This is a genomic window from Thalassospira sp. MIT1004 (genome assembly GCF_001858545.1).
Classification (GTDB): Bacteria; Pseudomonadota; Alphaproteobacteria; order Rhodospirillales; family Thalassospiraceae; genus Thalassospira; species Thalassospira xiamenensis.
The window spans coordinates 224,750-248,674 of the sequence record NZ_MCAO01000033.1 but is presented as its reverse complement, the minus strand read 5'-3'; the positions used below and the strand labels follow the sequence as shown (position 1 = coordinate 248,674).

At 52.3% G+C, this 23,925-nt stretch carries 25 protein-coding genes and 1 tRNA gene; 16 read left to right on the top strand and 10 right to left on the bottom strand.

Annotated elements, in window-relative coordinates; all coding sequences use genetic code 11:
* Positions 1-101: 101 nt before the first annotated feature.
* The 3 genes from BC440_RS12690 to BC440_RS12680 all read right to left on the bottom strand — a co-directional run bounded on the left by BC440_RS12690 (position 102) and on the right by BC440_RS12680 (position 3,105).
* Complete coding sequence (locus BC440_RS12690) at positions 102-941, bottom strand: glycosyltransferase family 2 protein (RefSeq protein WP_063092298.1); 840 nt, start codon at positions 939-941, stop codon at positions 102-104.
* A 148-nt stretch (positions 942-1,089) separates the two neighbouring features.
* Complete coding sequence (galE, locus tag BC440_RS12685) at positions 1,090-2,085, bottom strand: UDP-glucose 4-epimerase GalE (protein WP_063092299.1); 996 nt, start codon at positions 2,083-2,085, stop codon at positions 1,090-1,092.
* A 78-nt stretch (positions 2,086-2,163) separates the two neighbouring features.
* Complete coding sequence (locus tag BC440_RS12680; protein WP_063092300.1) at positions 2,164-3,105, bottom strand: LysR family transcriptional regulator; 942 nt, start codon at positions 3,103-3,105, stop codon at positions 2,164-2,166.
* Positions 3,106-3,347: 242 nt separating this feature from the next.
* Between BC440_RS12680 and BC440_RS12675 the strand changes: the two genes are divergently transcribed.
* A complete protein-coding gene (locus tag BC440_RS12675; RefSeq protein ID WP_063092301.1) occupies positions 3,348-4,292 on the top strand; it encodes a DMT family transporter in 945 nt (314 codons plus the stop codon).
* A gap of 27 nt (positions 4,293-4,319) precedes the next feature.
* On the opposite strand, the gene BC440_RS12670 is transcribed toward BC440_RS12675, so the two are convergent.
* Genes BC440_RS12670 through BC440_RS12660 form a run of 3 tightly spaced genes read right to left on the bottom strand, consistent with a single transcriptional unit; the run spans position 4,320 to position 5,946 of the window.
* Complete coding sequence (locus BC440_RS12670) at positions 4,320-4,673, bottom strand: antibiotic biosynthesis monooxygenase (RefSeq protein ID WP_063092302.1); 354 nt, start codon at positions 4,671-4,673, stop codon at positions 4,320-4,322.
* Positions 4,670-4,999: an NIPSNAP family protein gene (locus tag BC440_RS12665; protein WP_007088556.1), complete on the bottom strand. Its 330-nt coding sequence runs from the start codon at positions 4,997-4,999 to the stop codon at positions 4,670-4,672. Before BC440_RS12665 ends, BC440_RS12670 begins: the two co-directional genes overlap by 4 nt.
* 29 nt (positions 5,000-5,028) lie before the next feature.
* Complete coding sequence (locus tag BC440_RS12660) at positions 5,029-5,946, bottom strand: EamA family transporter (RefSeq protein ID WP_063092303.1); 918 nt, start codon at positions 5,944-5,946, stop codon at positions 5,029-5,031.
* A 76-nt stretch (positions 5,947-6,022) separates the two neighbouring features.
* Between BC440_RS12660 and BC440_RS12655 the strand changes: the two genes are divergently transcribed.
* Positions 6,023-6,703: a winged helix-turn-helix domain-containing protein gene (locus BC440_RS12655; protein ID WP_063092304.1), complete on the top strand. Its 681-nt coding sequence runs from the start codon at positions 6,023-6,025 to the stop codon at positions 6,701-6,703.
* 6 nt (positions 6,704-6,709) lie between these two features.
* On the opposite strand, the gene BC440_RS12650 is transcribed toward BC440_RS12655, so the two are convergent.
* The 3 genes from BC440_RS12650 to hrcA all read right to left on the bottom strand — a co-directional run bounded on the left by BC440_RS12650 (position 6,710) and on the right by hrcA (position 9,363).
* Positions 6,710-7,462 (bottom strand): NAD-dependent deacylase, encoded by a 753-nt coding sequence (locus tag BC440_RS12650; RefSeq protein WP_063092305.1) that lies wholly within the window; start codon positions 7,460-7,462, stop codon positions 6,710-6,712.
* A 151-nt stretch (positions 7,463-7,613) separates the two neighbouring features.
* On the bottom strand, positions 7,614-8,255 hold the full coding sequence (grpE, locus tag BC440_RS12645) for a nucleotide exchange factor GrpE (protein ID WP_007088560.1): 642 nt from the start codon (positions 8,253-8,255) through the stop codon (positions 7,614-7,616).
* Positions 8,256-8,304: 49 nt separating this feature from the next.
* Positions 8,305-9,363, bottom strand: coding sequence for a heat-inducible transcriptional repressor HrcA (gene hrcA, locus BC440_RS12640; RefSeq protein ID WP_062950135.1), 1,059 nt, complete (start codon positions 9,361-9,363; stop codon positions 8,305-8,307).
* 336 nt (positions 9,364-9,699) lie between these two features.
* Between hrcA and rph the strand changes: the two genes are divergently transcribed.
* The 14 genes from rph to ptsN all read left to right on the top strand — a co-directional run bounded on the left by rph (position 9,700) and on the right by ptsN (position 22,178).
* The gene (gene rph, locus BC440_RS12635; RefSeq protein ID WP_063092306.1) at positions 9,700-10,416 is read left to right on the top strand and encodes a ribonuclease PH; all 717 of its coding nucleotides are present in this window, start codon (positions 9,700-9,702) and stop codon (positions 10,414-10,416) included.
* Positions 10,417-10,515: 99 nt separating this feature from the next.
* Positions 10,516-11,112 carry an RdgB/HAM1 family non-canonical purine NTP pyrophosphatase gene (gene rdgB / locus BC440_RS12630; RefSeq protein ID WP_063092307.1) on the top strand — a complete coding sequence of 199 codons (597 nt, stop codon included), beginning with the start codon at positions 10,516-10,518 and terminating at the stop codon, positions 11,110-11,112.
* 113 nt (positions 11,113-11,225) lie between these two features.
* A complete protein-coding gene (gene hemW, locus BC440_RS12625; protein WP_063092308.1) occupies positions 11,226-12,419 on the top strand; it encodes a radical SAM family heme chaperone HemW in 1,194 nt (397 codons plus the stop codon).
* 169 nt (positions 12,420-12,588) lie between these two features.
* A tRNA-Leu gene (locus BC440_RS12620) sits at positions 12,589-12,675 on the top strand.
* A 124-nt stretch (positions 12,676-12,799) separates the two neighbouring features.
* The gene (locus BC440_RS12615) at positions 12,800-13,729 is read left to right on the top strand and encodes a glycosyltransferase family 2 protein (RefSeq protein WP_223304921.1); all 930 of its coding nucleotides are present in this window, start codon (positions 12,800-12,802) and stop codon (positions 13,727-13,729) included.
* Between the two features lie 12 nt (positions 13,730-13,741).
* Positions 13,742-14,977 carry an O-antigen ligase family protein gene (locus BC440_RS12610; RefSeq protein ID WP_063092309.1) on the top strand — a complete coding sequence of 412 codons (1,236 nt, stop codon included), beginning with the start codon at positions 13,742-13,744 and terminating at the stop codon, positions 14,975-14,977.
* 101 nt (positions 14,978-15,078) lie between these two features.
* Positions 15,079-15,690 carry a ribonuclease D gene (locus BC440_RS12605; protein ID WP_063092310.1) on the top strand — a complete coding sequence of 204 codons (612 nt, stop codon included), beginning with the start codon at positions 15,079-15,081 and terminating at the stop codon, positions 15,688-15,690.
* 192 nt (positions 15,691-15,882) lie between these two features.
* Complete coding sequence (locus tag BC440_RS12600; protein ID WP_063092311.1) at positions 15,883-16,881, top strand: KpsF/GutQ family sugar-phosphate isomerase; 999 nt, start codon at positions 15,883-15,885, stop codon at positions 16,879-16,881.
* 3 nt (positions 16,882-16,884) lie between these two features.
* On the top strand, positions 16,885-17,592 hold the full coding sequence (lptC, locus tag BC440_RS12595) for an LPS export ABC transporter periplasmic protein LptC (RefSeq protein ID WP_063092312.1): 708 nt from the start codon (positions 16,885-16,887) through the stop codon (positions 17,590-17,592).
* A 62-nt stretch (positions 17,593-17,654) separates the two neighbouring features.
* Positions 17,655-18,452: an LptA/OstA family protein gene (locus BC440_RS12590; protein ID WP_223304920.1), complete on the top strand. Its 798-nt coding sequence runs from the start codon at positions 17,655-17,657 to the stop codon at positions 18,450-18,452.
* Positions 18,453-18,563: 111 nt separating this feature from the next.
* Positions 18,564-19,295 (top strand): LPS export ABC transporter ATP-binding protein, encoded by a 732-nt coding sequence (gene lptB / locus BC440_RS12585; RefSeq protein ID WP_246832234.1) that lies wholly within the window; start codon positions 18,564-18,566, stop codon positions 19,293-19,295.
* A 49-nt stretch (positions 19,296-19,344) separates the two neighbouring features.
* On the top strand, positions 19,345-20,913 hold the full coding sequence (gene rpoN / locus BC440_RS12580; RefSeq protein ID WP_063092314.1) for an RNA polymerase factor sigma-54: 1,569 nt from the start codon (positions 19,345-19,347) through the stop codon (positions 20,911-20,913).
* 162 nt (positions 20,914-21,075) lie between these two features.
* Positions 21,076-21,672, top strand: coding sequence for a ribosome-associated translation inhibitor RaiA (raiA, locus tag BC440_RS12575; protein ID WP_037988948.1), 597 nt, complete (start codon positions 21,076-21,078; stop codon positions 21,670-21,672).
* A 41-nt stretch (positions 21,673-21,713) separates the two neighbouring features.
* A complete protein-coding gene (gene ptsN / locus BC440_RS12570; protein WP_007088574.1) occupies positions 21,714-22,178 on the top strand; it encodes a PTS IIA-like nitrogen regulatory protein PtsN in 465 nt (154 codons plus the stop codon).
* Between the two features lie 81 nt (positions 22,179-22,259).
* On the opposite strand, the gene BC440_RS12565 is transcribed toward ptsN, so the two are convergent.
* Complete coding sequence (locus tag BC440_RS12565; RefSeq protein ID WP_063092316.1) at positions 22,260-23,840, bottom strand: MFS transporter; 1,581 nt, start codon at positions 23,838-23,840, stop codon at positions 22,260-22,262.
* Between the last annotated feature and the right edge of the window lie 85 nt (positions 23,841-23,925).

Genomic DNA, 23,925 nt, shown 5'->3' with positions numbered 1-23,925 from the left:
CAACGCACAAACACTCGAAATCTATCGAGGATGCAAAAATCAGGTGGTCCTTTTATCTTGAAATTGGCGTTGTTCCAAGCCCCGCAGATAACTGGACTATTTTATGCTGAAGCGGCGATTGGAATAAGTTCACTCTGTCTCGGTTGGAAGCGGCTCGGGTCTGCTTCTAGCTCTTTAAAATACATACCGTTGTTTGATTTGTTGGCGTGACGTTGCCCTATGGAGCGTCCGTGATACAGATGCAGAACGGGTGAGCAGTATTCGACGCTTTTGCGTTTCACGCCAGATCGGATCATGCGCAGCACGAAATCGGAATCTTCGAGACCATGTCCCTCATAGGCTTCGTCAAAACCGCCGATTGCCAGAATGTCATTTCGAAAGGCGGCAATATTGCACCCTTGTGCCTTTTTCCAGCATTTCTGATGCGCCCAAAGGCTTTTCTTGTTTTGCGGGAGAGGGGCAAACTGGAAGGGGCGATTGCATTGTCCCATCAGACCCAGCATGAACAAAAGGATGCGAGGCCATTTGTGAAATGAAAAGCGCTTTTTCATAACGAATTCAGTGAAGCGACGTTTAAGAAAAACGCGCTTGCCGGTCACGAAGCAGCCTGGTTCGGCAACTTTTCGGTGGTTTGAGACAAAATCAGGAAGAAGACAACAGTCACCATCGGTGAAAACAACAATATCGCCCTCTGCGATTTTGATTGCACCATTGCGGACACGTGACAGGCGATAGCCCATATCTTCTTGCCAGAAATGTTTGATCGGCACGGGTGATTTTTTCTGCATGCGGATAATGGTATTTGCCGTCTCCGGGCCGGACCCGTCATCTGCGACGATCACCTCGAAGTTCCTGTCTTTCTGGTCGATTAACGACTGCAAGACCATCTCAAGCGCTTCGGGCCAATTATAGGTCGAAACGATCACAGAAACCTTATGCACGTAATTTCCCCCCAATTACAGAACGCATTCAACCAGTATCCCCTCTGGTCCATAATGCATGGAGCCGATTTCCGCTCCGTCTCGTCAATTACAAAAAAGTTCTAGATATTAAAATCGTATATCACATGAACAGGTTACCAATTTGTGTTCATTCAGACTTTCGAGGGTTAGAACAATAATAGGCCCAAGCATGAGCAATCGTTTCACGTGGGTCTGTATATTTCGGCTTCCAGTTTAATAGTGAATTCGCTTTCGCCGGATTGGCAATCAGTTTTACGGGGTCGCCCGGGCGGCGTGCCGCGTCAGATATCGGGAACTCGATACCCGTAACTTCTCTGCAAAGCATCAATATTTCACGTACAGAACAGCCTTTGCCCGTCCCAATATTGACGCAATCAAAAAATGGTTTTGTTTTGCCTGTTATATGCTCAAGTGCCTTGACGTGGGCCGTTGCCAAGTCATCAACGTGAACGTAGTCGCGAATGCAGGTTCCATCCGGCGTGTCATAGTCATTGCCGAATATTTTTAAACCGTCTCTTCGCCCGGCCGCCGCCAATAGCGCAAGCGGAATGAGGTGAGTTTCCGGATCATGTCTTTCACCGGTTCGCCTTGAAGGGTCCGCACCCGCGGCATTAAAATAACGCAGAGCAATGGAACGAAAACCATATAACGCGCAATAGTCAGCGATCATTGTTTCAACCATCGCCTTTGAGCGGCCGTAGGGATTTTCAGGCTGAGCCGGTAAAGTCTCGTCAAGCATGTCGAGATTGGTGTTACCGTATATGGCGGCAGTTGATGAGAAAACGATCTGCCGACACTCATGATGACGCATCGCTTCAAGCAGATTAAATGAGCCGGTCGTATTCACCTCGTAAAAGCTGGCTGGTTCCTGCATCGAAAGACCTGCCTCAATCAGGGCAGCCATATGAATGACGGCAGTTGGTTGGAATTTTTTAAAGGTATCGTCAAGAGCGGTGCGATTACGAATATCTGCATGAACAAATGGGATATCACCAGAAATAGCATCACGGTGACCGTTCGACAAATTGTCAAGAACCACCGGCAGATAGCCACTTTCTTGCAATTTCAGGCATATATGAGATCCGATATATCCGGCGCCGCCTGTTACCAGTATTTTTTCCATAGCTTCCGTTCTGTTCAATATCCAGCCAATGATTTGGTCGTATTAGAAATACAGATTAGGTGAATTCTGTCTGGCAGATCATTTTTTAAGCATTTTGCCTTTCAGCGACGCCGTATGTGGATTGATCAGTTCGCGGATCCAGTTGGCGGCGGCGATGACGGCCGGGTCTTTTTCACGGGCAGGGCGGATCAGCAGGCGATACCACCAGTGCGATACGAAATCGGGGAAATTAAGCAAGACCAGTTCCCCGCGTTCCACAAAGTTGCGGGCGATCACATCGGTGCTGGCAACAATGCCTTGTCCAGCACGGGCTGCTTCGAGTGCCCAGATATGATGGCTGAAGGTCCAGCAATCATCGAGTGAAAAGGTGGCGCGATCAAACCAGTTGGCAATCTGCGAAAATTGTTCGCTGTCGCTGTCGATCAGCAGGATATCGCGCGATCCAAGTGAACCGACATCGATATTGCAGGGATCAAGTCCGCGCTTTTCGAGCCATTCAGGCGCAGCAAAAGCATTGTAAATTTCGGGAGTCAGAAGTTCGGTGATCCAGCCATCAAGCCCCGGCAAATCTTTTGGTGCGATCTGAAGGGCGATGTCGATTTCAAGTGGATCAAGATCATCATCAAATTCGATCTTGCGAAACTGAACGGGAATATCGGCAGGCATACGGGCCTGCAGGTCACCAAGCTCGTTTAACAGAACGGTCAAGGCAGGGGTTGCCAATGCGCCTATACGGATCGCCTTGCCCTTGTCGGGCCCGACTTCGCCGGTGATATCGGCAATGCCATCAAGGGCTTCTGTCAGGCGCGGGAGCAGACGGGTTGCCGATTTGGTCAGGCTGAGCCCGCGTCCCTTGCGAACAAACAGGACAACGCCAAGACATTCTTCAAGCTGACGCAATTGATGGCTGATCGCACTTTGGGTGACATGCAATTCTTCAGCCGCCGCCTTCACACTTTGATGGCGGGCGGTGGCTTCAAAAGCGACAAGCGCGCGTAAGGGGGGCAGTTTGCGGCGCATCGAACATTTCCGTGGGACAGGGTTTTAGAGTTTATTCCTGTGTAACAGGCCTGAATGTGGTTTGGGGCAAAAAATTCTCATCAATGGCTGAAAACTCCTCATTCGCATTTTTCAATTTTTGCGGGCACACTGCTGAATGAAAAGGGTTTCCGGCTGATCGATAGATAGTCTCCTTGCGCCACCCCGCAGCAGTCTCCCCGCTGTCGGAAACCCACTTTAATTCCAGAGATCATGATCAGGTGATGACCGGGACGCTTTTGCGCCTCAGCGGCAATTTTCGCGGCGTTTTGTGGATGACGGCGGCGATGGCATCGGGCGTTTTTGTCGATGTCTGTGCCAAGCTGGTATCCCATGATGTGTCGACGGCACAAATTCTCGCGATGCGTGCAGTGACGACGGTGGCTGTGTTCGTGATCATCCTGATGTTTATTGGCACCAGGTCGATCCGGACCAAGCGACCTTATGCGCATCTGGCGCGCGGCGTTCTTTGGTACGGATCGCTGTTTTTTGTGTTCTTTGCCCTTCGCCAGATGAGTATTGCCGAGGTAAATGCCTATCTGTTCATCGAGGCCTTGCTGACCGTGATGCTTGCCGTTGTGATTCTTGGCGAGCAGTTGACGGCACGTAAAGTGATCGCAACCCTTCTTGGACTTGTTGGCGTTTGGGTAATGTGCGTTCCCAAAATGGACGGATTTGGCGTTCCATTGGGGGTTGCCGCAGCCCTGATCGGGGCGTTCTGTTTTTCCGCACAAACGCTTTATGCCAAGGTTCTGACCCGGACCGAGACGAATTTCTCCATGCTGTTCTGGCCCCAGATTGTCGCCATTGTGATCTGGGTGCCGGTTGCCGTCATCATGTGGCAACCGGCGGCCTTCTCTGACTGGCTTTATTCTGCGGGTGCAGGTTTCTTTGCCATGCTGACCAACTACATGGTTCTGCGGGCTGTTCGGGTTGCGGATGCCAGTGTCATTTCGCCAGCAGCCTATACGGCCTTGCCGTTTTCTGTAGCAATGGATCTGATCTTCTTTGACATGCTTCCGGTGCCGGTGATTTTTGTCGGGGCGGCGATTGTCGTGCTGGCGGTTGCCTTGCTGGATTACAGAGGCGGGGCAAAACCGGTTTCGGTTGTGCCCGCCGAAGATGATGAAAGCGATGGAAATCGCAAGGCTGCAACGGCGAAAGTTTAGCCTTTCTTCGGAAAACCTGTTTATCCGTTATGAACTGTCGTCGTGTTGCTTGCGGGAATCATCGGGTGTTTCGGCCCGTTCATGCATTCCATAATCACGCATGACATGGGCGACCCGCAGACGATAATCGTCGAAAATCCGGTTACGACCTTTGTTCTGTGCAATGCGGTGTTCACCGACATTGCGCCATGCCATGACGGCTTTTTCATCGCGCCAGAAAGAAAGAGACAGAACTTTGCCCGGCTCGTTAAGGCTTTCGAACCGTTCGATGGAAATGAAGCCGTCGATTGTTTCAAGTACCGGCCGGAGGTCCTTTGCGATCGAGAAATATTCGTTACGATGTTGCGGGTGAGGCAGGACTTCGAAAATGACGGCAATCATGGCTTGACCAGTTCCGCATGCGGGGTAGAGGCGATTTTGAAAAACTGGCGTTCTTCGCGCAGGATGAATTTTTCACGTTGGGCGAACTGATAGTTTTCACGCCCCAGTGGGTCTTGTGACAGGCGGGCGCGATAGGCTTCATATGCTGCCAGATCCGGCAAATGATAAACTGCGTAAGCGGTCGATATTGTTCCTTCATGAGGCGCGAAATAGCCGACCAGATCAGCACCGCATCGTGGAATTGCCTCGCCCCAGTTACGCGCATATTCCACAAAAGCATTCTTCTTATAAGGGTCGATTTCATAGCGGATGAAACACGTGATCATTGGCTTTATATCCTTATTGGGAGACCATTTTATGATTTAGGAAAGGGTGACTGTCGCCAGAATGCGCGCGGCAGATTGATGATTGCGACGCCGACAAGCGTGCAGAGGATTCCAGCAAGAACCGGGGAACTTATGGTTTCGCCAAGTAACAGGCTGCCAAGCACGACGCCGATCCCGGCACGCAGGTAGCTTTGACTGGCAACACCCATTGAGCCAAGCGTGCGTAACAGCCTGAAATAGATCAGCAAAGCGATTGCCGTGCAAAAAACCGACAGGGCAAGCGTTGCAAGAATGGCGGACGTTGACGGTGTCAAGTTCCAGGGTCGATCCAGCACCAGACTGGCCGGGATCAGAAAGATGCTGGCCCAGATCATGGTTGCGGCGGCGCTAACGGTTGCGGGCAGGGCGTTGAAGCGCTTGCCATAGATTGCTGCTCCGGCATAGAGGATCGCTCCGGCCAGAACGGCAAGCTGCCCGCCAACATGCTGCCCTAGTCCGATAATCACACCAGGGCCGACAATCAGAACCACACCAGCAACGCCAAGGCACGCTCCGGCAAGACGAAACCGGTCAACCCGTTCATGCCGTGTCAGAAGGGTCGTGATCAGGAAAACAAAAACCGGTGATGTTGAATTAAGCACACTGGCAAGGCCGCTTTCGACATGTTGCTGTCCCCAAGCAAGTATTGTCCATGCGCCGAGGCTGTTGAAAACCGACTGGATCAGCAATGTGCCGATAACCTTGCCATCGCGCGGAAAACGTTCGCTACGGCAGCACATGACGACGAGAAGAAACAGCGATGCGATGCCAACCCTGATTGCGATCAGGGTAATTGGTGGGATATCGGTCAGCGCGATTTTGATGAACAGATACGACGACCCCCAAAGCAGGGCGAGCACAGCCAGCAAACCGATTTCAAGGGGTAGCGATATTTTGGACGATGTCATTCGGATCTCCGGGGCAGGGGCAATTCTGAACAAATAACCGATTGCTGGCGACCAATGCTTCGATTAACATCGAACTATGAAAGAAGGACCCGATATTGCCCGCGTGGCTACATTGCTTGGCGATCCGGCTCGCGCAAACATGCTGACCGCTCTGATGAGTGGCCGCGCGCTGACCGCTGCAGAGCTGGCACAGGAGGCTGGTGTGACGCCGCAAACGGCGAGTTCACATCTGGCAAAGCTGGAGGCTGGTCAGATCGTCATCCCGCGAAAGCAGGGGCGGCATCGTTATTTTACGCTTTCGGGCCCCGATATTGTCGAGGCATTGGAAGTCCTGATGGGGATTGCCAGTCGGGTCGGACATAATCGGGTCCGAACCGGGCCGAAGGACCCGGCATTGCGCAAGGCACGTGTTTGCTATGATCATTTGGCCGGAGAAATGGGGGTTGCCCTGTTTTCGGGGCTTGAGGCCCGCAAACTGATTTCGACAGATCATAATGGCGTGGCTTTGACAGATGCCGGTGCAGATTTCGCCGAGGCGTTCGGGATTAATCTGAATGAACTGCGTACCAGCCGCAGGCCGCTTTGCCGGGAATGCCTGGATTGGAGCGCCCGACAATCTCATTTGGCAGGGTCGTTTGGTGCTGCGTTACTGGACCGGTTTTATGATCTGGGCTGGGCACAGCGAAGTAAGGAGTCGCGTGTGGTGATTTTCAGCCCCGAAGGCGAACGCAACTTCAAGGCGCTGTGCGATAGTTAATAGTTGTCAGACTTGATCCATCAATAGGCTGTCGACCAGTGCCGGAACCAATTCAGTCGCCCGGCCATATGAACTGTGATCAAACAAGGACGCCCCGGAACCTGGTTCCAGGTTGATCTCGACCGTTTCTGCACCAGATTCTTTACTGGCGATTTGGACGAACCCGGCAGCCGGATAAACGTTCCCTGATGTGCCGATTGAAATGAATAGGCCACATTTGGCAAGAGCAGCATAAATGCGTTCCATTTCAAGCGGCATTTCCCCGAACCAGACAACGTGTGGGCGTAGGCCGCCGGTTTTGGTGCAGGAGGTACAGGGAGTGTCTCGTCCCAGTGGGGCAGACCAGACCGTCAGAAGCCCGCAATGATTGCAGCGGATTTTCAGCAATTCGCCATGCATATGGATAAGGTTTTTTGATCCGGCGCGGTCATGGAGATCGTCGATATTCTGGGTTACCAGCAGAACGTCGCTTGGCCACTTGGTTTCGAGCCGGGCAAGGGCAATATGCGCCTTGTTTGGCTGTATTGCAGGGTCAAGCAGCCCTGCGCGTCTGTCATTGTAAAAGTGATGTACAAGATCGGGATTGTTGATGAATGCCTCAGGCGTTGCGACTTCGGAAATGTCATATTTTGCCCAGATCCCATCGGGGTCGCGGAAGGTATGCAGGCCGCTTTCCTTCGAAATACCGGCCCCGGTCAAGATAACAATCGTTGCGGCTTCATCGCGCAGAATATTGATAATGTCAGGACGAAGCGGCATGGCGTGTTCCGATGTCATTGTTGCAAGCAGGCCAGATTAGACCCGAAATGGACAAAATAAAACGGCCCGCCGTGAAAATGGCAGGGCCGTTTAAATATTTGATCTTTCAAAACCGGTTTGCGGATTCCCGACCGGCAATCAGCCAGCGCTATCAGGCAGAGGTGTCAACATTGCTGCCAGGTTCGTCGTTTTTTGCGGCTTCCTGACCGGCGGGGTTTTTGGTGACCCCGACCATTGCCGGGCGCAAAAGGCGACCTTTGAGCACGTAACCGGCCTGCATTACCTGGGCGACATGGCCGTCTGGATAAGCAGGATTTGGCATTTCAAACACGGCTTGATGATGATTGGGGTCAAGTTTTTCCCCAAGCGGTTCAAGCTTTTCAACGCCGTTCTTTTCCAGTGCCTTAAGAAGCGTCTGTTCGGTCATTTCAACGCCTTCAACCAGCTTTTTCATCGTCGGGTCGGCATTGGACGTGTCGCCAGCAGCCTCAAGGGCGCGGCGGAGGTTGTCACCTACATCAAGCAGTTCGCGGGCAAATTTGGTAATCGCATAGTTCCCGGCGTCCTCGACGTCTTTCTTCGCGCGACGGCGCGTGTTTTCCACCTCGGCGGCGGCGCGCAATAGGCGGTCTTTCAACTCAGCAACTTCTGCTTCAAGTGCTGCAACCGGATCTGTGGTGGCTTCGCCACCTTCGGCTTCGGTTGCTTCTGAGACGACATCCTCTGCGGCAGTTTCTTCTGCCGACGCGGCATCATGCAGATCGTCCTGGTTGTTCTTTGCGGTTTCCGACATGGCTAACCTGTACCTTCAATTTGTGTGGCCTGACACGCAGCGCCAACGTTTATCCAATCAGTCGCCCGACCAGCTTGGCGGTGTAATCGACCAGCGGAATGATCCGGGCATAATTGATCCGGGTCGGCCCGACAACCCCGATTGCGCCCACAATGCTGCCTTCGGCATTCTGATAGGGCGAAATCACCATCGAAAGCCCCGATCCGCCGAACAATTTGTTCTCGGACCCGATGAAAATCTGCACACCTTGGGCAATCGTGGTGACATCAAGCAATTCAATCATCTGATCGCGTGCTTCGAGCACGTTGAACAGCCTTCTTACGGTTTCGAGCTGTTCGATCGTGTCGATATTTTCAAGCAATTGCGACTGGCCCTTTACGATCAGGGACGAACCCTTGACCCCGCCGGCCCATGTCGCAAGTCCGGCATCAATCAGTCCAGCCGACAATTCGTCGAGTTCCTGTTTGATGCGGTCGCGTTCCAAACTCATCAATTGCCGGGCGTCATCAAGTGTCTTTCCGGCCAACCGGGTATTTAGATAGTTCGATGCTTCTGTCAATGCCGAGGTCGGCAAATCGGGCGGAACATCAAGGATACGATTTTCAACATTACCGGTCTGCGAAACCAGAACCGCAAGGACCTTGCCCGGCGAAAGCGCAACAAATTCAATCTGTTTTAAACGGATGCCATCGGTTTTCGGTGCAACCACAAGCCCTGCACAGCGTGACAGCCCCGAAAGCATACTTGTGGCCTCGCCCAGCATCTGATCAAGGGAATATCCGGCCTGCTCGCAATTTTTAGTCAATTGATCGCGCTCGGCATTTGGTAGATCACCGACTTCCATCAGCGCATTGACGAAAAGACGCAGGCCTTTCTCGCTTGGCAATCGACCGGCCGAAATATGGGGGGCAACCAGAAGCCCCATTTCCTCAAGATCGGACATGACATTGCGGATGGTCGCCGCCGAGAGGTTTTCTGACATGCGGCGCGCGATGGATCGTGATCCGATCGGTTCGCCGGTTTCGACATAGGCATCTACGATCTGGCGAAAGACTTCGCGGGATCGCGCGTTCATGTCGCCCAGCAATGTGTCGTCAAACAGCGCCATGTTAAACCTGTCAAAACCAAATGTGTTGCGTGGAATTTAGTGAGGTGGCGGGCAGGCGTCAATGAAGCTGGCAGATTGGTGATAGCCGGAGGACGGGCAAACGATGGTATCAATCAGGAAGTTAGTCCTGCCAAATCTTTGAATTCGTCGCGAATCGAGTGCCATTTATGGTTTTTGCGCGTGGATCTGAGGCATAGTGTTGCTGGGATTTTGCCGTTATTTTCGGGGAAACTGCTGGACCTTTGATACGATGCTCAGTAGCTTTGGCCGCAATTTCAGCCATCGTTGATCAGCCATGCAGGTTGATCCGACCCAGAACAAAGAGGTTCAGACCCCATGCGTCCATCCGGCCGTAATTTCGATCAGCTTCGCGACGTTTCCATTGAGACAGGTGTTTCCAAATATGCAGAGGGCTCCTGCCTGATTAAATTTGGCGATACCCATGTGATTTGTACCGCGACGGTCGAGGACAAGGTGCCAGGCTGGATGCGTAATTCCGGCAAGGGTTGGATCACTGCAGAATATGGCATGCTGCCGCGTGCAACCGACAGCCGCATGCAGCGCGAGGCCGCACGCGGTGGCCAGTCGGGTCGGACCCAGGAAATCCAGCGCCTGATCGGGCGTTCGATCCGTGCGGTCGCTGACCTTAAGGGCATGGGTGAAATGCAGATGCGCCTTGATTGCGACGTTATCCAGGCTGATGGCGGAACACGCACCGCATCAATCACGGGTGCCTATGTTGCCGCCCATCTGGCGTTTCAGGGCGTACGCCGTCTTGGCCTGATCAAGGAAATCCCGTTGACTCAGCCGGTTGCCGCAATTTCGTGCGGTATTTATCAGGGTGAAGCGGTTCTTGATCTTGATTATGCCGAAGACAGCAATGCGGGTGCGGATGCGAACTTTGTTCTGGCGGGCAGTGGCGGCATTGTTGAGGTTCAGGCGACCGCGGAAGATGTGCCGTTTGATCGTTCTGCTTATGACAAGATGTTTGAACTGGCGGAAAAAGGCTGCAAGGAACTGTTTGCCAAACAGCGAGCAGCGATTGGCATCTAAGAATTTATTCGGGCGAGCCTGGATATGGTTCGCCCGATATTGTTTTTGTGGTTTTCAACCGTCTTCGTCTTAACGACCCGAATATCTCTAGGCAGCATCATGGCCCGTCGCTTTACGGAAAAAAAACTCGTTATTGCCAGCCACAACAAAGGCAAGATCAAGGAGATTGCCGAACTGCTTGATCCGTTCGGGATCGAAGTGGTTTCAGCAGGCGATTTGAATCTTCCCGAACCCGAAGAAACCGAAAACAGTTTTATTGGCAATGCACAGTTGAAGTCGTTGGCGGCAACAAAGGCCGCCAATCTGCCAGCCCTGTCTGATGATAGCGGCATGGCGGTTTCCGCCCTTGATGGGGCGCCGGGCATTTATTCAGCGCGCTGGGCCGGGCCGGACAAGGATTTTGATATGGCGATGGAAAAGGTCCAGAACGGGATCGGGAACCATCCTGACCGCCGGGCGGCCTTTATCTGCGCCTTGTCTCTGGCTTGGCCAGACGGTCATGTGGAGAATTTTGAAGGTCGTGTTGAAGGTGAAATCGTTTGGCCCAAACGTGGCCGTCACGGTTTTGGCTATGATCCGATTTTCCAGCCAAAAGGTTATGAGCAGACCTTTGGGGAAATGGACCCGGCACAGAAACATGCAATGAGCCATCGCGCGGATGCGTTTCGCCAGCTGGTCAAGGCTTGCTTCGATTAAGGATTTTAGGCGGCCAACTGCCTGCATCGAACCTATGCACGCATCGCTGATGTAACTATCGGTGGTGCGTGTTACTTTATCCGTCTTTCCCGCAGTCGAAGATCGAGAACCGCGTGTCCCTAGCAACCGCAGAAGCTGTCCCGTTTGGCATCTATATCCATTGGCCGTTTTGCCTGTCGAAATGTCCCTATTGCGATTTCAATAGTCATGTTGCTGACAAGGTTGATCATGCGCGCTGGAGGGCGGCATTGCGTGCGGAACTTGCCGCAGGTGCTGCGCGTCATCCCGGCCGCACGGTCGGATCGGTATTCTTTGGTGGTGGGACACCGTCGCTGATGGATCCGGAAACCGCAGGGGCCCTGATCGCCGATATCAAAACCTTCTGGCCGGTAACCGATGACATCGAAATCACGCTTGAAGCCAATCCGGGTACGGTTGAAATCAATCGGTTCTCGTCTTTTGCTTCCAATGGCATCAACCGGGTCTCAATTGGCATTCAGGCGCTCAATGACCGCGATCTTAAATTTCTGGGGCGTGTGCACAATGCGGCTGAAGCCATGCGTGCTCTTGATGTTGCGGCGAATGTGTTTGACCGGTTTTCGTTCGATCTGATTTATGCCCGGCCCGAACATGATCCGAGAGCCTGGCGTCATGAGCTGCGCGAAGCACTTGAGATCGCGCGCGGTCATATTTCGCTTTATCAGTTGACGATCGAACCGGGAACGCAGTTCCATACCTTGCATCAGCGCGGTGATCTCGTTGTACCCGATGAAGACCTTGCGACCGATCTTTATGAAATCACCCAGGAAGAAACCAAAGCCGCCGGTTATGGTTGTTACGAGGTTTCCAACCATGCCCGACCCGGGCAGGAAAGCCGCCATAACCTCGTATACTGGCGCTATGGCGATTATCTCGGCATTGGTCCGGGTGCACATGGCCGCGAAGCCGTCATTCAGCCAGATGGTAGCACTAAACCAATGGCGGTGCGCCGTCATCGTGCGCCGGAAATCTGGCTTGATCGTGTGGAAAAGCAGGGACACGGCACGCAGGAAGAAACCGCTTTGGTTGCGGATGAACGCCTTATTGAAATGGTGATGATGGGGCTGCGCCTGAATGAACCCATTCCGGTGGGACGCTTCGAGCGGATTATTGGCAAAACCCCGCGCGAGGCATTGGATTCAGAACGTCTTGAAACCCTGATTGCGTCGGGCGATCTGATTTGCGATCAGGCCGGATTGCGCACGACCGATCAGGGGCGGAACCGTTTGAACGGGGTTCTCAGATACTTGTTCGACCATTCGGCGTGATCGCGGATGAGCGGGAAAATCAAGATTTTCCTTATGTCTTGCGACGGTGGGCGATTTTCAAAGACGCGTTTTGCAAAACCCTCAAAAAGGTTGTTGACACTGAAGTTTGGCAGCGTATATTGCGCCCCGTTCCGGCGGGTTCCGTCGGGCAAATACCACAAGCCCCTATGCCCAGGTGGCGGAATTGGTAGACGCGCTGGCTTCAGGTGCCAGTGGCCGCAAGGTCGTGGAAGTTCGAGTCTTCTCCTGGGCACCATACCCCAGCACATGGACGATGTGCTGGGGTATTGTCGTTGTAGGATGAATTTCGCAGCTTTTGTCTTTCTGTAACGGGGATTACTGGTTACAAGCGAAAACCACTTCAAAAAAGAGCCTTGGATATGATGCGACCTGACGTTAGTTTCGTTCTACCGGTTTATAACAAGGCTTCTGTGCTTCCTTATTTTTTCGAGTCCCTGTTGGCTCAAACCGGTGATGTTTCCTTTGAAGTTATTTTTATTGACGACGTATCGACTGACAATTCGTTGGAAATACTGAACGAATATGCCGGATCGCATGACTTTGTTCGTGTGATTAACAACGAAGTCAATGCAGGACCATCCATTCGACTTAATCAGGGGGCGGCGGAAGCAAAGGGCAAATATCTCGCGCTATTTGATTGCGACGAGATTCTTGCACCGGACGCGCTTAAAACTATGCTGTCACTCGCGAAACAGCAGGGTGCCGATATGGTGCACGGACGGGGGCGGAAGACTAACGCACCGATTGAAGATGTTATTGCCGAGCCGATTGGTGAGAATTTCAGCTTTACAATCCACAATGATCCACTTGATCGGATATTAGGGCGCGGCATGGTGCGTATGACTTGGCTGGTGACGCAGGAATTGTTTCAAAGGGCTGAAGGATGTGATGAAACTGTTTTTGTTCAGGATGAGTCACTGGCACTGCGACTGGCGTCGAAAGCTCGACGTATTGTTGATGCCGATATGACTGTGACAATGGTTCCCGATATGGGAAGCCATATTTCACAAAATACTTTGCAACTGAATCATGATCGTTTTCTAGTTTATCTGAACTTTTTGCAGGCACATTCTGAGTTGTCTTCGGATTTACGTATAAGGATTTATCAGAAATGCATTTCTGCAGTCAAAAAAGCGCGCAAGGATGATGCTCCTTTCGCTGCTATTCCGGTTTTGACACGCTATGTGATGGGGAAAATCGGCTTCGTTGATCCAGCTCCAGAATCTCTGATGTATTATAGGAATATTTTCTACGAATTGCCGAATATTCGTCGTGTTGAAGAGAAGTGAGTTATTAAACAAATGAATTCGCTTGATAAAAAAATGCATGTTGTCGCTAGTTTTTTGCTGTTTTGTATTCCTATCTTTCTATTATTTACAAGGGCAGCTGCAGATATCTCGGTTGTCTTGATCGCTCTGATTTTCTTAGCGCGATCATTGTTGGAAAAAAAATGGTCTTGGACCCGTGAGAAGGATATTCTTATCCTTTTGATCATATTTGTCCTGATGAATTTGGTTATCTCACCTTTTGCCGAACATATAGGTAAGAGTTTTGAGCGCTCGCTAAGTTGGCTGAGATTTGTTGTCTTTTATGCTGCGGTGACCCGTTGGATTCTAACCGATGCGCGTACGATCAAATGGTTTGTCACGGGCCTTTTATTTGCGCTTGGAACTGCCGCTTGTGATGCGCTTTATCAGTTTTTCACGGGTTTCTCGCTTCTGACCGGTCAGGCTATGAGTGGCCGTCTTACCGGCCCGTTAGATCGGCCGAATATTGGCATGTATCTTTCTAAGCTTGGATTTGCTGCGTTGACTATGGCTGTGATGCTCTATGCTCACGGGGTTTCCAGGAAACTCTTCATTATTGGATGCGTCTTGTCACCATTGCTTCTGGTCGTTGTGTTTCTTAGCGGCGAGCGTGCCGCAAGCGTACTGACTTTGTTGGCAATTATGACAACGCTTTTTAGCTTGTTTCTTATTGGTGGCGCAGCACGCAAAGTTTCTTTGGGGTTGGCGTTTGTTGGAGCAATTGCCTTGATCCTTTTACTTATCACAAGTGATCGGATTTGGGGGCGAGTTGAAGCATTGGCGAGCGTCGTCTCGGATTACAGCGACTCAATATATGGTCAGCTTGTTTTTCTGGGGATTCGGTTCTTTGCCGAGAATCCGTTGACGGGTAGCGGTATGGGAAATTATCCGCTCGTTTGTAAAGATTACACTGCAGCGGGGTTGACTAACGTTCCTTGCCATCCCCATCCTCATAATTTCTATGTTGAATGGTTGTCTGATACGGGGATGATCGGGACAATTCCGTTTACTGTTTTTATCGGCCTTCTGTATTTTATGGGGCTTAAAACCCTATTTGGCCCGCGCGAAAGCCGCTTGTTGGGTGGCTTGTATCTTGGCGTTCTGGTTATGTCCCTGTTTCCTTTTTCAGTTACACAAAGCCTTTTCTCTAACTGGCCTGCTATACTGGCTTGGACCTCCATTGCAAGTGCGGTTGCTGCGCTCCGGTTTCCGGCATCCAAAGTTGTTTGATTGAAAAGCCCTATTTTCCGTTCGGATATAGGGCTTTTTGCATCGCGACGTTGGTAATGCTGTGTTAAGACAGCGTCAAACCAGCATTCTGGAGAATTGCGATGACCAATTTCCTTCATCATGGAGACTTGCCCGACGGGCTTGATCTTGGCAAAACCGTTGCCATTGACAGTGAAACCATGGGCCTTAATCCGCATCGTGATCGTCTTTGTGTGGTCCAGCTTTCGGCGGGTGATGGCGATGCTCATCTGGTGAAGTTTGACTTAGAAAGCTACGAAGCGCCCAACCTTAAAAAGCTTTTGTCCGATCCGTCGGTTTTGAAGCTGTTTCACTTTGGGCGGTTCGATATTGCTGTGATGGACAAGTATCTTGGTGTGCGGTGTGCACCAGTCTATTGCACCAAGATTGCATCCAAACTCGTGCGCACCTACACCGACCGCCATGGTTTAAAAGACCTTGTAAGGGAACTGGTTGGAATCAACCTCGACAAGCAACAGCAGAGCTCTGACTGGGGTTCTTCTGATCTGTCAGATGAACAGATCGCATATGCCGCATCCGATGTGCTGTATCTGCACAAGGCCAAGGAAGAGCTTGATCGTCGTTTGGCGCGCGAAGGAAGAACGGAACTGGCGCAGGCCTGTTTTGACTTCCTGCCGACACGGGCGACACTTGATCTTGCTGGTTGGGAAGAGACAGACATTTTTGCCCACTGATTTGCCTTTTTGGTGTGTTGAAATTTTTTCTGGTGAGCCTGCATTGTTAATTCTGCGTCAACGGCCTTTGGCGTAAAGGAATGATCCCTGCGACATCATTACCTGATCGTTGCTTTTGTCGCTTGCCAGTGCAGATGATCCCGCCCATCTTTCCCCGTAGTTAGTTCCGCCGGGAAACGCATAAAGAAACTGATGACAGTGACCCCGAAACCGCAAAACACGCCTGAACCGGCATCGGAGAAAGACCTTGAAGTCGCCCGCCGAGTTCTGGCAATTGAAGCCGATGCACTCAGTGATCTTGCAAAATCCTTAAACGGCGATTTTTGCAAGGCAATCGATCTGATCGAGAGCCTTGCGGGCCGCCTTGTCGTAACCGGCATGGGTAAAAGTGGTCATATTGCCAAAAAGATCGCAGCAACTTTTGCGTCGACAGGAACGCCATCCTTCTTTGTGCATCCGGCTGAAGCCAGCCATGGCGATTTGGGGATGATTGGCAAAAATGATGCCGTCTTGGCCCTGTCGAATTCAGGCGAAACACCAGAACTGTCAGATATCATCGCGTATACGCGCCGCTTTAACGTGCCGTTGATCGGTATGACCCGGCGTCCGGAAAGTTCGCTGGCAGCTCAATGTGATTACCCGCTGATTCTGCCCAATAGCCCGGAAGCCTGCCCGAACAAGCAGGCACCGACGACGTCGACCACAGCGATGCTGGCTTTTGCCGATGCGCTTGCTGTGACATTGATGGAGCGTCGTGGCTTCAGCGCCGATGATTTCCGCACATTCCACCCTGGTGGTAAACTGGGGCAGCGATTGCTGCGTGTTAGTGACGTTATGCATGACGTTGCGGATATTCCACTGATTGGGGAAAATGCGCTGATGTCCGAGGCATTGGTCATCATGACCGGCAAGTCATTTGGCTGTGTCGGTGTGCTCGACGATACAGGCTTGATGAGCGGCATCGTAACGGATGGTGATCTACGCAGGCATATGGCAGACAATCTGGTGGCAATGCGGGTCGGTGATGTGATGACACGCAATCCCAAGGCGACCAAATCCGATGTTCTGGCTGTCGAGGCACTTGCGATTATGAATGATCGCAGCATCACGGCCTTGTTTGTCGTTGATGATGAAGGCAAGCCGGTTGGCCTTGTGCATATTCATGACCTTCTGCGTTTGGGGGTTGCGTAATCCATGAGCGAAGAACGGAAGGCCGAGATCGAGAGGGCCGCGCGTAATGCGCGCATGAACGATCGTCTTCCGTCCGGGCGGCGGGACGTGCGGATCAATCCGTTTCGCCGTTCGATCGTTAACATGCTGAAAATTGTGCTGCCGTTGATTGCGGCATCGCTTGTTGCTCTTGTTGTGCTGTGGCCACAAATCGAGAAGGTTCAGGAAAGCGGTTTTCGACTTGGCTTTTCGACCACACCCGATGATTTGATGGAAAATGTTACCATGAGCAATCCGCGCTTTTTTGGCGTGGATGGGAATAAGCAACCCTTCACTGTCACAGCCAACGACGCGGTTGAGCAGCCGGAAAACGGCGAGCGGCTGGCACATGTGCATCTTGATGCACCACAGGCTGATATAACGCTTGAAGATGGTTCGTGGATTGCACTTACGGCGGATGAAGGTTTTTATACCGAGTCCGATGAATTGCTTGATCTGGTCGGGACCGTGAATATGTATCACGATCAGGGGTTTGAAATTCATACCGAGCAGGCCGAGATCGCATTGAATAGCGGCAGTGCCAAAGGCAATGAACCTGTCGATGGACAGGGACCGTTCGGGACGATCAAATCTGACACCGGGTTTGAGCTTGAGGACAAGGGTGCCGTGATCCGCTTTTTGGGGAATGCTCGTCTGGTGATTTTCGATAGTGCTTTGAAAGGTAAATCATGATCGCAGTTGCGCGTTTTGCGGTGCGCCGTTTTTTGATGGCGACAGTTTTTGGGGGCGCGCTGATGGTTCCCTCAGTGGCGGCATATGCCGATCCACTTGGTCTTGCCCAAAGTGGAAGCGGGGGGCTTGAGGTCGAATCCGATAACGGCATTGAATGGCGTCGTAACGAGCAGGTCCTGATTGCGCGAGGGAATGCTGTGGCTAAACGCGGCAATTCCCGTGTGGACGCAGATGAACTGCGTGCCCTTTATCGGGATCGTGACGGTCAAAGCGAGATTTACCGTATCATTGCCACGGGCAACGTAAAACTGTCTTCAGAAACCGATGTCGCAACCGGTGATCAGGCGATCTATGACATTGACGATGCCGTTGTCGTTTTGACGGGTAAAGATCTGCGATACAAAACACCCAATGAAACCCTGACCGCTGAAGAAAGCCTTGAATACTGGGAAACCGAACGTATGGCGGTTGCACGTGGTAATGCGGTTGCCGTTGCCGATGATCGTACCCTTCGCGGTGATGTTCTGACGGCACGGTTCGAAGCAGGCAAGAATGGCGAAAACGAACTGAGCCGCATTGACGGTGATGGAAATGTTACCATCCGAACGTCAACCGATTTTGTGGTTGGCAATCAAGGCGTTTATGATGCGAAAACGGGTATCGCAACCCTTGTCGGATCGGTTAAGATCACGCGCGGCGAGAACCAGCTGAATGGGGATCGCGCTGTTGTCGACCTGAATACAGGTGTCAGCCGATTGACCGCCAACGGAAATGGCGATGGCAAAAGCCGCGTTCGCGGTTTGCTTGTGCCGGAAAAAGACGACGAAAACAGCCCGGGCCAATCCGGGAATGGCAACTGACGAAGGGTCGGGAATTTGTTCTGGTCGCGCAAAAGCGGAAAATCCGACAACACACATGCACCAAAGACCGGTAGTGGCAGCAATGCATCCTCCGGTACGGGCCCTCGGCTGGTGACAGCCAACAAGGGGCTGGTTGCGCACAATCTTGGCAAGAGCTTCAAGAAGCGACCGGTGCTTAAAGACGTGTCGATGTCGGTACAACGCGGCGAAGCCGTCGGCCTTCTGGGACCAAATGGCGCCGGAAAGACAACCAGTTTTTATATCATCACGGGTCTGATTTCTCCGGATCGGGGGAATATTTCGCTTGATGGGCGCGATATCACCATGATGCCGATGTATCAGCGTGCACGCATGGGAATCGGTTATTTGCCGCAGGAAGCATCGATTTTCCGCGGGATGACGGTCGAACAGAACATCATGGCGGTTCTGGAGGTCGTGGAAGATGACCGGATCAAGCGTGAACAGAACCTGGAAGATCTTCTGGCGGAATTTGCCATCGAGCATTTGCGCCGCACTCCTGCCCTTGCCCTGTCGGGTGGGGAACGCCGCCGTTGCGAGATTGCACGTGCCCTTGCGGCCCATCCGAACTTCGTTCTGCTGGACGAGCCGCTGGCTGGGATTGACCCGATTGCGGTCGGTGATATTCGCGATCTTGTACGTCATCTGAAAGATCGCGGCATTGGGGTCTTGATTACCGACCACAATGTGCGCGAGACTCTGGACATCATTGACCGGGCATATATCTTGCATGACGGTCGGGTTTTGATGGAAGGTGGTCCTGACGAAATCGTCAGAAATGACGATGTCAGAAGGGTTTATCTGGGTGATCGTTTCAGCCTTTGATCACACACCTTGTTTCTAGGGGGTTCGGATTGACGAGGGGTAGTTCATAATGGCCCTGAAGGCGCGGCTTGATCTTCGTCAGTCTCAGTCTCTCGTCATGACGCCTCAGTTGCAGCAGGCGATCAAACTGCTGCAATTTAACAACATCGAACTTTCCAATTTCATCGATAGTGAATTGCTGGAAAATCCGCTGCTGGAACGCGCAGATCCGGGGCAAACCTTTGCCGAAACAGGTGACGGGGCAGTCGGGAATGGCGATCAGGGTATCGATTCCCGTACCAGCGATGATTTTTCTGATCGAGAAGATCGTTTTGGCACCGACCGCCTGACGTCAAGTGAAACCATGAGCACCGGCGATTCCGGTCCGCTCGATTGTGCGCCAGATGCCCTTTACAACGGCGAAGGTGAAATCACTCCCGATGGTGCCCCGGTTGCCGGAAACCATGATTATTCGTCGCCCTATAGCGGTGGAACGGGTGGTGGAGGCAGCGGCGAAGATCTGCCTGGCCTGGAACAGACGCTTGCCGACAAGGCGACACTTCGTCAGTCACTTGATGATCAGCTTAACATCGCGTTTGCGGATGCCATTTCACGCATGATTGGCAGCTACCTGATCGATATGCTTGATGAAAATGGCTATGTCGCCGGGCCGCTTGAAGAGGTTGCCGAGGCACTTGAATGCGAAATGAGCGATGTATTGCGCGTTCTTGCCGTTATGCAGGGATTTGAGCCAGTGGGCATCTTCGCCCGCGACCTTGCCCAATGCCTCGAACTGCAATTGCGTGAGCTTAATCGGTTTGATCCAGCGATGGCAGCGTTGCTGGCTAATCTGGATTTGCTTGCGCGTCGTGAATTTGATCGCTTGCGCCGGATATGCGGCGTGGATACCGATGATCTTTCGGACATGATTTCCGAAATTCGCACCCTTGATCCGCGTCCGGGGCGAACCGCCGATGGGGAACCGGCAACGCCGGTCATTCCCGATGTTCTGATGCGCGCAGCCGGAAGCGGCAACTGGCATCTTGAACTGAACAGCGATGCATTGCCGCGCGTATTGGTGAACGAGGATTACGCCGTAAAGATAGGACAGGGGCTGCGTAATCGCGAGGAACGAAGTTTTCTTAGCGAGAAGCTTCAGAACGCCAATTGGCTGGTAAAGGCACTGCATCAACGTGCTACCACGATCATGAAAGTCGCAAGCGAGATCGTGCGTCAGCAGGATGGATTCTTCAATTACGGCGTGTCGCACTTGCGCCCGTTGATCCTGCGCGATATCGCCGAAGCAATCGGCATGCATGAAAGCACGGTTTCACGGGTGACCAATGGCAAGTTTATGGCGACCCCGCGTGGCGTTTACGAGTTGAAGTACTTTTTCACCACGGCAATTTCATCTGCGGATGGCGGAGATGCGCATTCTTCTGAATCTGTTCGTCATCGCATCAAGTCATTGATAGACGGGGAAGATCCGAAAAAGATTTTGTCTGATGACAAACTTGTCGAGCTGCTTCAAAAGGAAGGGATCGACATCGCCCGCCGAACAGTGGCAAAATACCGCGAAGCGATGAGAATTCCCTCGTCGGTCCAGCGACGGCGCGAAAAAAAGTCGCAGGTTTCCTAGCCAGTCAAACACTGCAAAATATACCTTAAGGTATTGTATATTCAGCAATAATACCCAAATGTTGACTTGGCATTAACGAGGGAATATGGTGCGGCCTCCTGATTGAGGGGCACTGAATGTCCATATGTACTGGGAAGTCACTCAACTGGGGATAGGCGATCCATGCAAATTACGGTTATTGGTAAACAACTCGACGTTGGTAACGCACTCCGTCAACACGTCGTCGAGACGTTGGACCCTGCGGTAGAGAAATATTTCGATCACGCGATCGAAGCAACGGTGACCATCACCAAAGAGGCGCATCTCTACATCACGCAGATATCGGTCCATGTCGGCAAGGGCATGTTGGTTCAGGCGAAGGCATCAGCGAATGAAGTGTATCCTGCCTTCGATTCCGCCTGTGATCGTGTCGCTAAACAGTTGCGACGCTACAAGCGGCGTCTGCGTGACCATCATACCAACCGTGATCAGTATGAGCAGGCAAGAATTGATGCGACACATTATGTGATCGCACAGGAAGACGACGATCATTCTGATGACGAACATGTCAACGGCTTCGAGCCTGTGATCGTCGCTGAAACACCGGATCGCATTGATACGCTCTCTGTTGGAGAAGCTGTTATGCGGCTCGACTTGGGGGACATTCCGGCACTTATGTTCCGGAATGGCAAACATGGCGGATTGAATGTTGTATATCGTCGTGCTGACGGCAATATCGGGTGGCTTGACCCATCCGATAAGGAGGCTGGTGCAGCGTGACGGATACAGATTCTTCCGAGCCAAACAACGCAACGCGAAAAATGGACATATCATCGATTCTTTCCCCTTCGGGGGTAATACCGGCCCTGCGGTCCGGTGCGAAAAAGGCTGTCCTTGAGGAACTTGCCGAAAAGGCAGCTGACGTCACCGGGCGTGAAGCGGGCGAGATTTTTTCCGTTTTGCTTGACCGTGAAAAACTTGGCAGCACCGGCGTAGGTGGTGGTGTCGCGATTCCGCACGGCAAGCTGGCGGATCTTGACCGGTTGCACATGATCTTTGCGCGTGCTCAGAACCCGATTGAGTTCGATGCCGTTGACGAACATCCTGTCGATTTGTTTTGCATGCTGATTGCCCCGGAAGAAGCTGGTGCAGATCACCTGAAAGCACTGGCGCGTATTTCCCGCCTTCTGCGTAATCAGGGCATGTGCGACAAGTTGCGCGGTGCGGGTTCTGCGGATGCAATCTATGCACTGCTGACACAGGATGAGGCTGAACAGGCCGCCTGAGCGTCGTGACATCAGAAGATCTGAAACCGGGTGCCATTATGTGGTGCCCGGTTTTATTTTGCCTTGATGAATAACTGTTGGTTAGCCGTCTTCGGTTATCGCTGCTGCGTGCGCGGCTTTTTCTGCGGTATTCTGTGTCATCAGCCTACCGGCCAGGACAACGAGATACAGCACGGGTATGCCAATCAGGGCTGTGCCGATAAAGAACCAGCTGTAACCGAGCGCATCGACGACACTGCCCGAAAATCCGGCAAGGATTTTGGGGAACAGGGTCATGATTGAGCTAAAGATCGCATATTGCATGGCAGTAAAGGAAATATTGGTCAGGCCCGACAGGTAGGCGATGAAGGCGGTTGTTGCAAGACCACCTGACAGGTTGTCGGCCATAATCACACCGGCAAACATGATCGTGTTCGGGCCCAGATGAGCCATAATTGCAAACAGGATGTTGGTAATTGCCGAGAGAAGTGCGCCAAGAAACAGGATACGCACGACCCCGTAGCGAACCGAAAGAAGACCGCCAAGGAAGCTGCCTGCGATGGTCATGAACAGGCCAAATGTTTTGGAAACAGCTGCTATTTCTTCCTTGGAAAAGCCCAGATCGGTATAGAAAACATTGGCCATGACCCCCATGACGATATCGGCAATCCGATAGACGCCAATGAGTGCCAGCACAACTATCGCAGCCTTGCCATAGCGGTCGATGAAATCCTTAACCGGTGCGACATAGGTTTCCTGAACCATGCCGGTTGGGGTTACGCCGATACGTGTGGTCAGCCATGCGAAAAGGATTGCGGCTGCGACAGAGATGGCTAGTTTGAGAAACCCGGCGATGAAACCAGCCAGTCCGTCGATCATTCCGTTTTCGACTAAAGCCGTTTTTAATGGCTCGGTCAGGTCGCTGGCATAGATGTTGGCAATGATGAAGGCGATCACAGTCAGCGCAAACATCAGAAGGAAACGACCGTAATCGGATGTTTTATGAAAATACTTGCTGTCAGTCCGATTTACGGTGGGTTCGCGAATGATCAGCGTGGTGATAACGCCGATCCCCATGGCCAGAGCCATGCAGCCATAGGCAATTGTCCAAGCAATCGGCTCATAACTGCCTTCGGCCTCAAATAGTCCGGCAATGGTCAATGCTCCGGCACCGGCGACAATCATTCCGATACGATACCCACCGATATAGGCCGAGCTCATCATGGCTTGCAGGTCGGTATCTGCTGCCTCGATGCGATAGGCGTCAATCACGATGTCCTGTGTTGCCGATGCAAAGCCAAGCGCAACAGCAGCAAAGGCCATAGTAGTCAGGTTTTCGGTCGGATCGGTAAAGCCCATCCAAAGGATGGCGCCGATAATGGCACATTGGGCAATAATCAGCCAGCTTCGCCGACGTCCAAGAGCACCATGCAAAATCGGGAACGGCAGCCGGTCAATAAGGGGGGCCCAGACAAATTTGAAAGAATAACCAAGGGCGGCCCAGCTGAAATAGGTGACGGTAGAACGTTCCACGCCGGCTTCGCGTAGCCAGATCGACAGGGTTGAGAAAATCAGCAGGATGGGAATCCCGGCCGACAGTCCCATGAACAGCATGGTAATCACGCGTGGATGAATGAACGCCCGAAATGAATCACCCCAACTGCGCAAGGCTGTGTCGTGCATGGATATTCCCCGTCTGAATGCGGCCTTGTGCGAAATTAGGGGAAACACGTTAAGGAATGCCGAAACGGTGTAGGCGATTGTATGT

What these genes read in the sequence shown, in the direction of transcription:
- rph (WP_063092306.1), top strand. Translation starts at nt 9,700, where the DNA reads ATGCGTCCATCCGGCCGTAATTTCGATCAGCTTCGCGACGTTTCCATT.
- BC440_RS12670 (WP_063092302.1), bottom strand. Translation starts at nt 4,673, where the DNA reads ATGATTGCCGTCATTTTCGAAGTCCTGCCTCACCCGCAACATCGTAAC.
- hrcA (WP_062950135.1), bottom strand. Translation starts at nt 9,363, where the DNA reads ATGGCGCTGTTTGACGACACATTGCTGGGCGACATGAACGCGCGATCC.
- BC440_RS12565 (WP_063092316.1), bottom strand. Translation starts at nt 23,840, where the DNA reads ATGCACGACACAGCCTTGCGCAGTTGGGGTGATTCATTTCGGGCGTTC.
- grpE (WP_007088560.1), bottom strand. Translation starts at nt 8,255, where the DNA reads ATGTCGGAAACCGCAAAGAACAACCAGGACGATCTGCATGATGCCGCG.
- BC440_RS12660 (WP_063092303.1), bottom strand. Translation starts at nt 5,946, where the DNA reads ATGACATCGTCCAAAATATCGCTACCCCTTGAAATCGGTTTGCTGGCT.
- raiA (WP_037988948.1), top strand. Translation starts at nt 21,076, where the DNA reads ATGCAAATTACGGTTATTGGTAAACAACTCGACGTTGGTAACGCACTC.
- BC440_RS12605 (WP_063092310.1), top strand. Translation starts at nt 15,079, where the DNA reads ATGACCAATTTCCTTCATCATGGAGACTTGCCCGACGGGCTTGATCTT.
- ptsN (WP_007088574.1), top strand. Translation starts at nt 21,714, where the DNA reads ATGGACATATCATCGATTCTTTCCCCTTCGGGGGTAATACCGGCCCTG.
- rdgB (WP_063092307.1), top strand. Translation starts at nt 10,516, where the DNA reads ATGGCCCGTCGCTTTACGGAAAAAAAACTCGTTATTGCCAGCCACAAC.
- BC440_RS12680 (WP_063092300.1), bottom strand. Translation starts at nt 3,105, where the DNA reads ATGCGCCGCAAACTGCCCCCCTTACGCGCGCTTGTCGCTTTTGAAGCC.
- galE (WP_063092299.1), bottom strand. Translation starts at nt 2,085, where the DNA reads ATGGAAAAAATACTGGTAACAGGCGGCGCCGGATATATCGGATCTCAT.
- lptC (WP_063092312.1), top strand. Translation starts at nt 16,885, where the DNA reads ATGAGCGAAGAACGGAAGGCCGAGATCGAGAGGGCCGCGCGTAATGCG.
- BC440_RS12650 (WP_063092305.1), bottom strand. Translation starts at nt 7,462, where the DNA reads ATGCCGCTTCGTCCTGACATTATCAATATTCTGCGCGATGAAGCCGCA.
- BC440_RS12610 (WP_063092309.1), top strand. Translation starts at nt 13,742, where the DNA reads ATGAATTCGCTTGATAAAAAAATGCATGTTGTCGCTAGTTTTTTGCTG.
- BC440_RS12655 (WP_063092304.1), top strand. Translation starts at nt 6,023, where the DNA reads ATGAAAGAAGGACCCGATATTGCCCGCGTGGCTACATTGCTTGGCGAT.
- rpoN (WP_063092314.1), top strand. Translation starts at nt 19,345, where the DNA reads ATGGCCCTGAAGGCGCGGCTTGATCTTCGTCAGTCTCAGTCTCTCGTC.
- BC440_RS12600 (WP_063092311.1), top strand. Translation starts at nt 15,883, where the DNA reads ATGACAGTGACCCCGAAACCGCAAAACACGCCTGAACCGGCATCGGAG.
- BC440_RS12590 (WP_223304920.1), top strand. Translation starts at nt 17,655, where the DNA reads ATGGTTCCCTCAGTGGCGGCATATGCCGATCCACTTGGTCTTGCCCAA.
- BC440_RS12665 (WP_007088556.1), bottom strand. Translation starts at nt 4,999, where the DNA reads ATGATCACGTGTTTCATCCGCTATGAAATCGACCCTTATAAGAAGAAT.
- BC440_RS12675 (WP_063092301.1), top strand. Translation starts at nt 3,348, where the DNA reads ATGACCGGGACGCTTTTGCGCCTCAGCGGCAATTTTCGCGGCGTTTTG.
- BC440_RS12615 (WP_223304921.1), top strand. Translation starts at nt 12,800, where the DNA reads ATGATGCGACCTGACGTTAGTTTCGTTCTACCGGTTTATAACAAGGCT.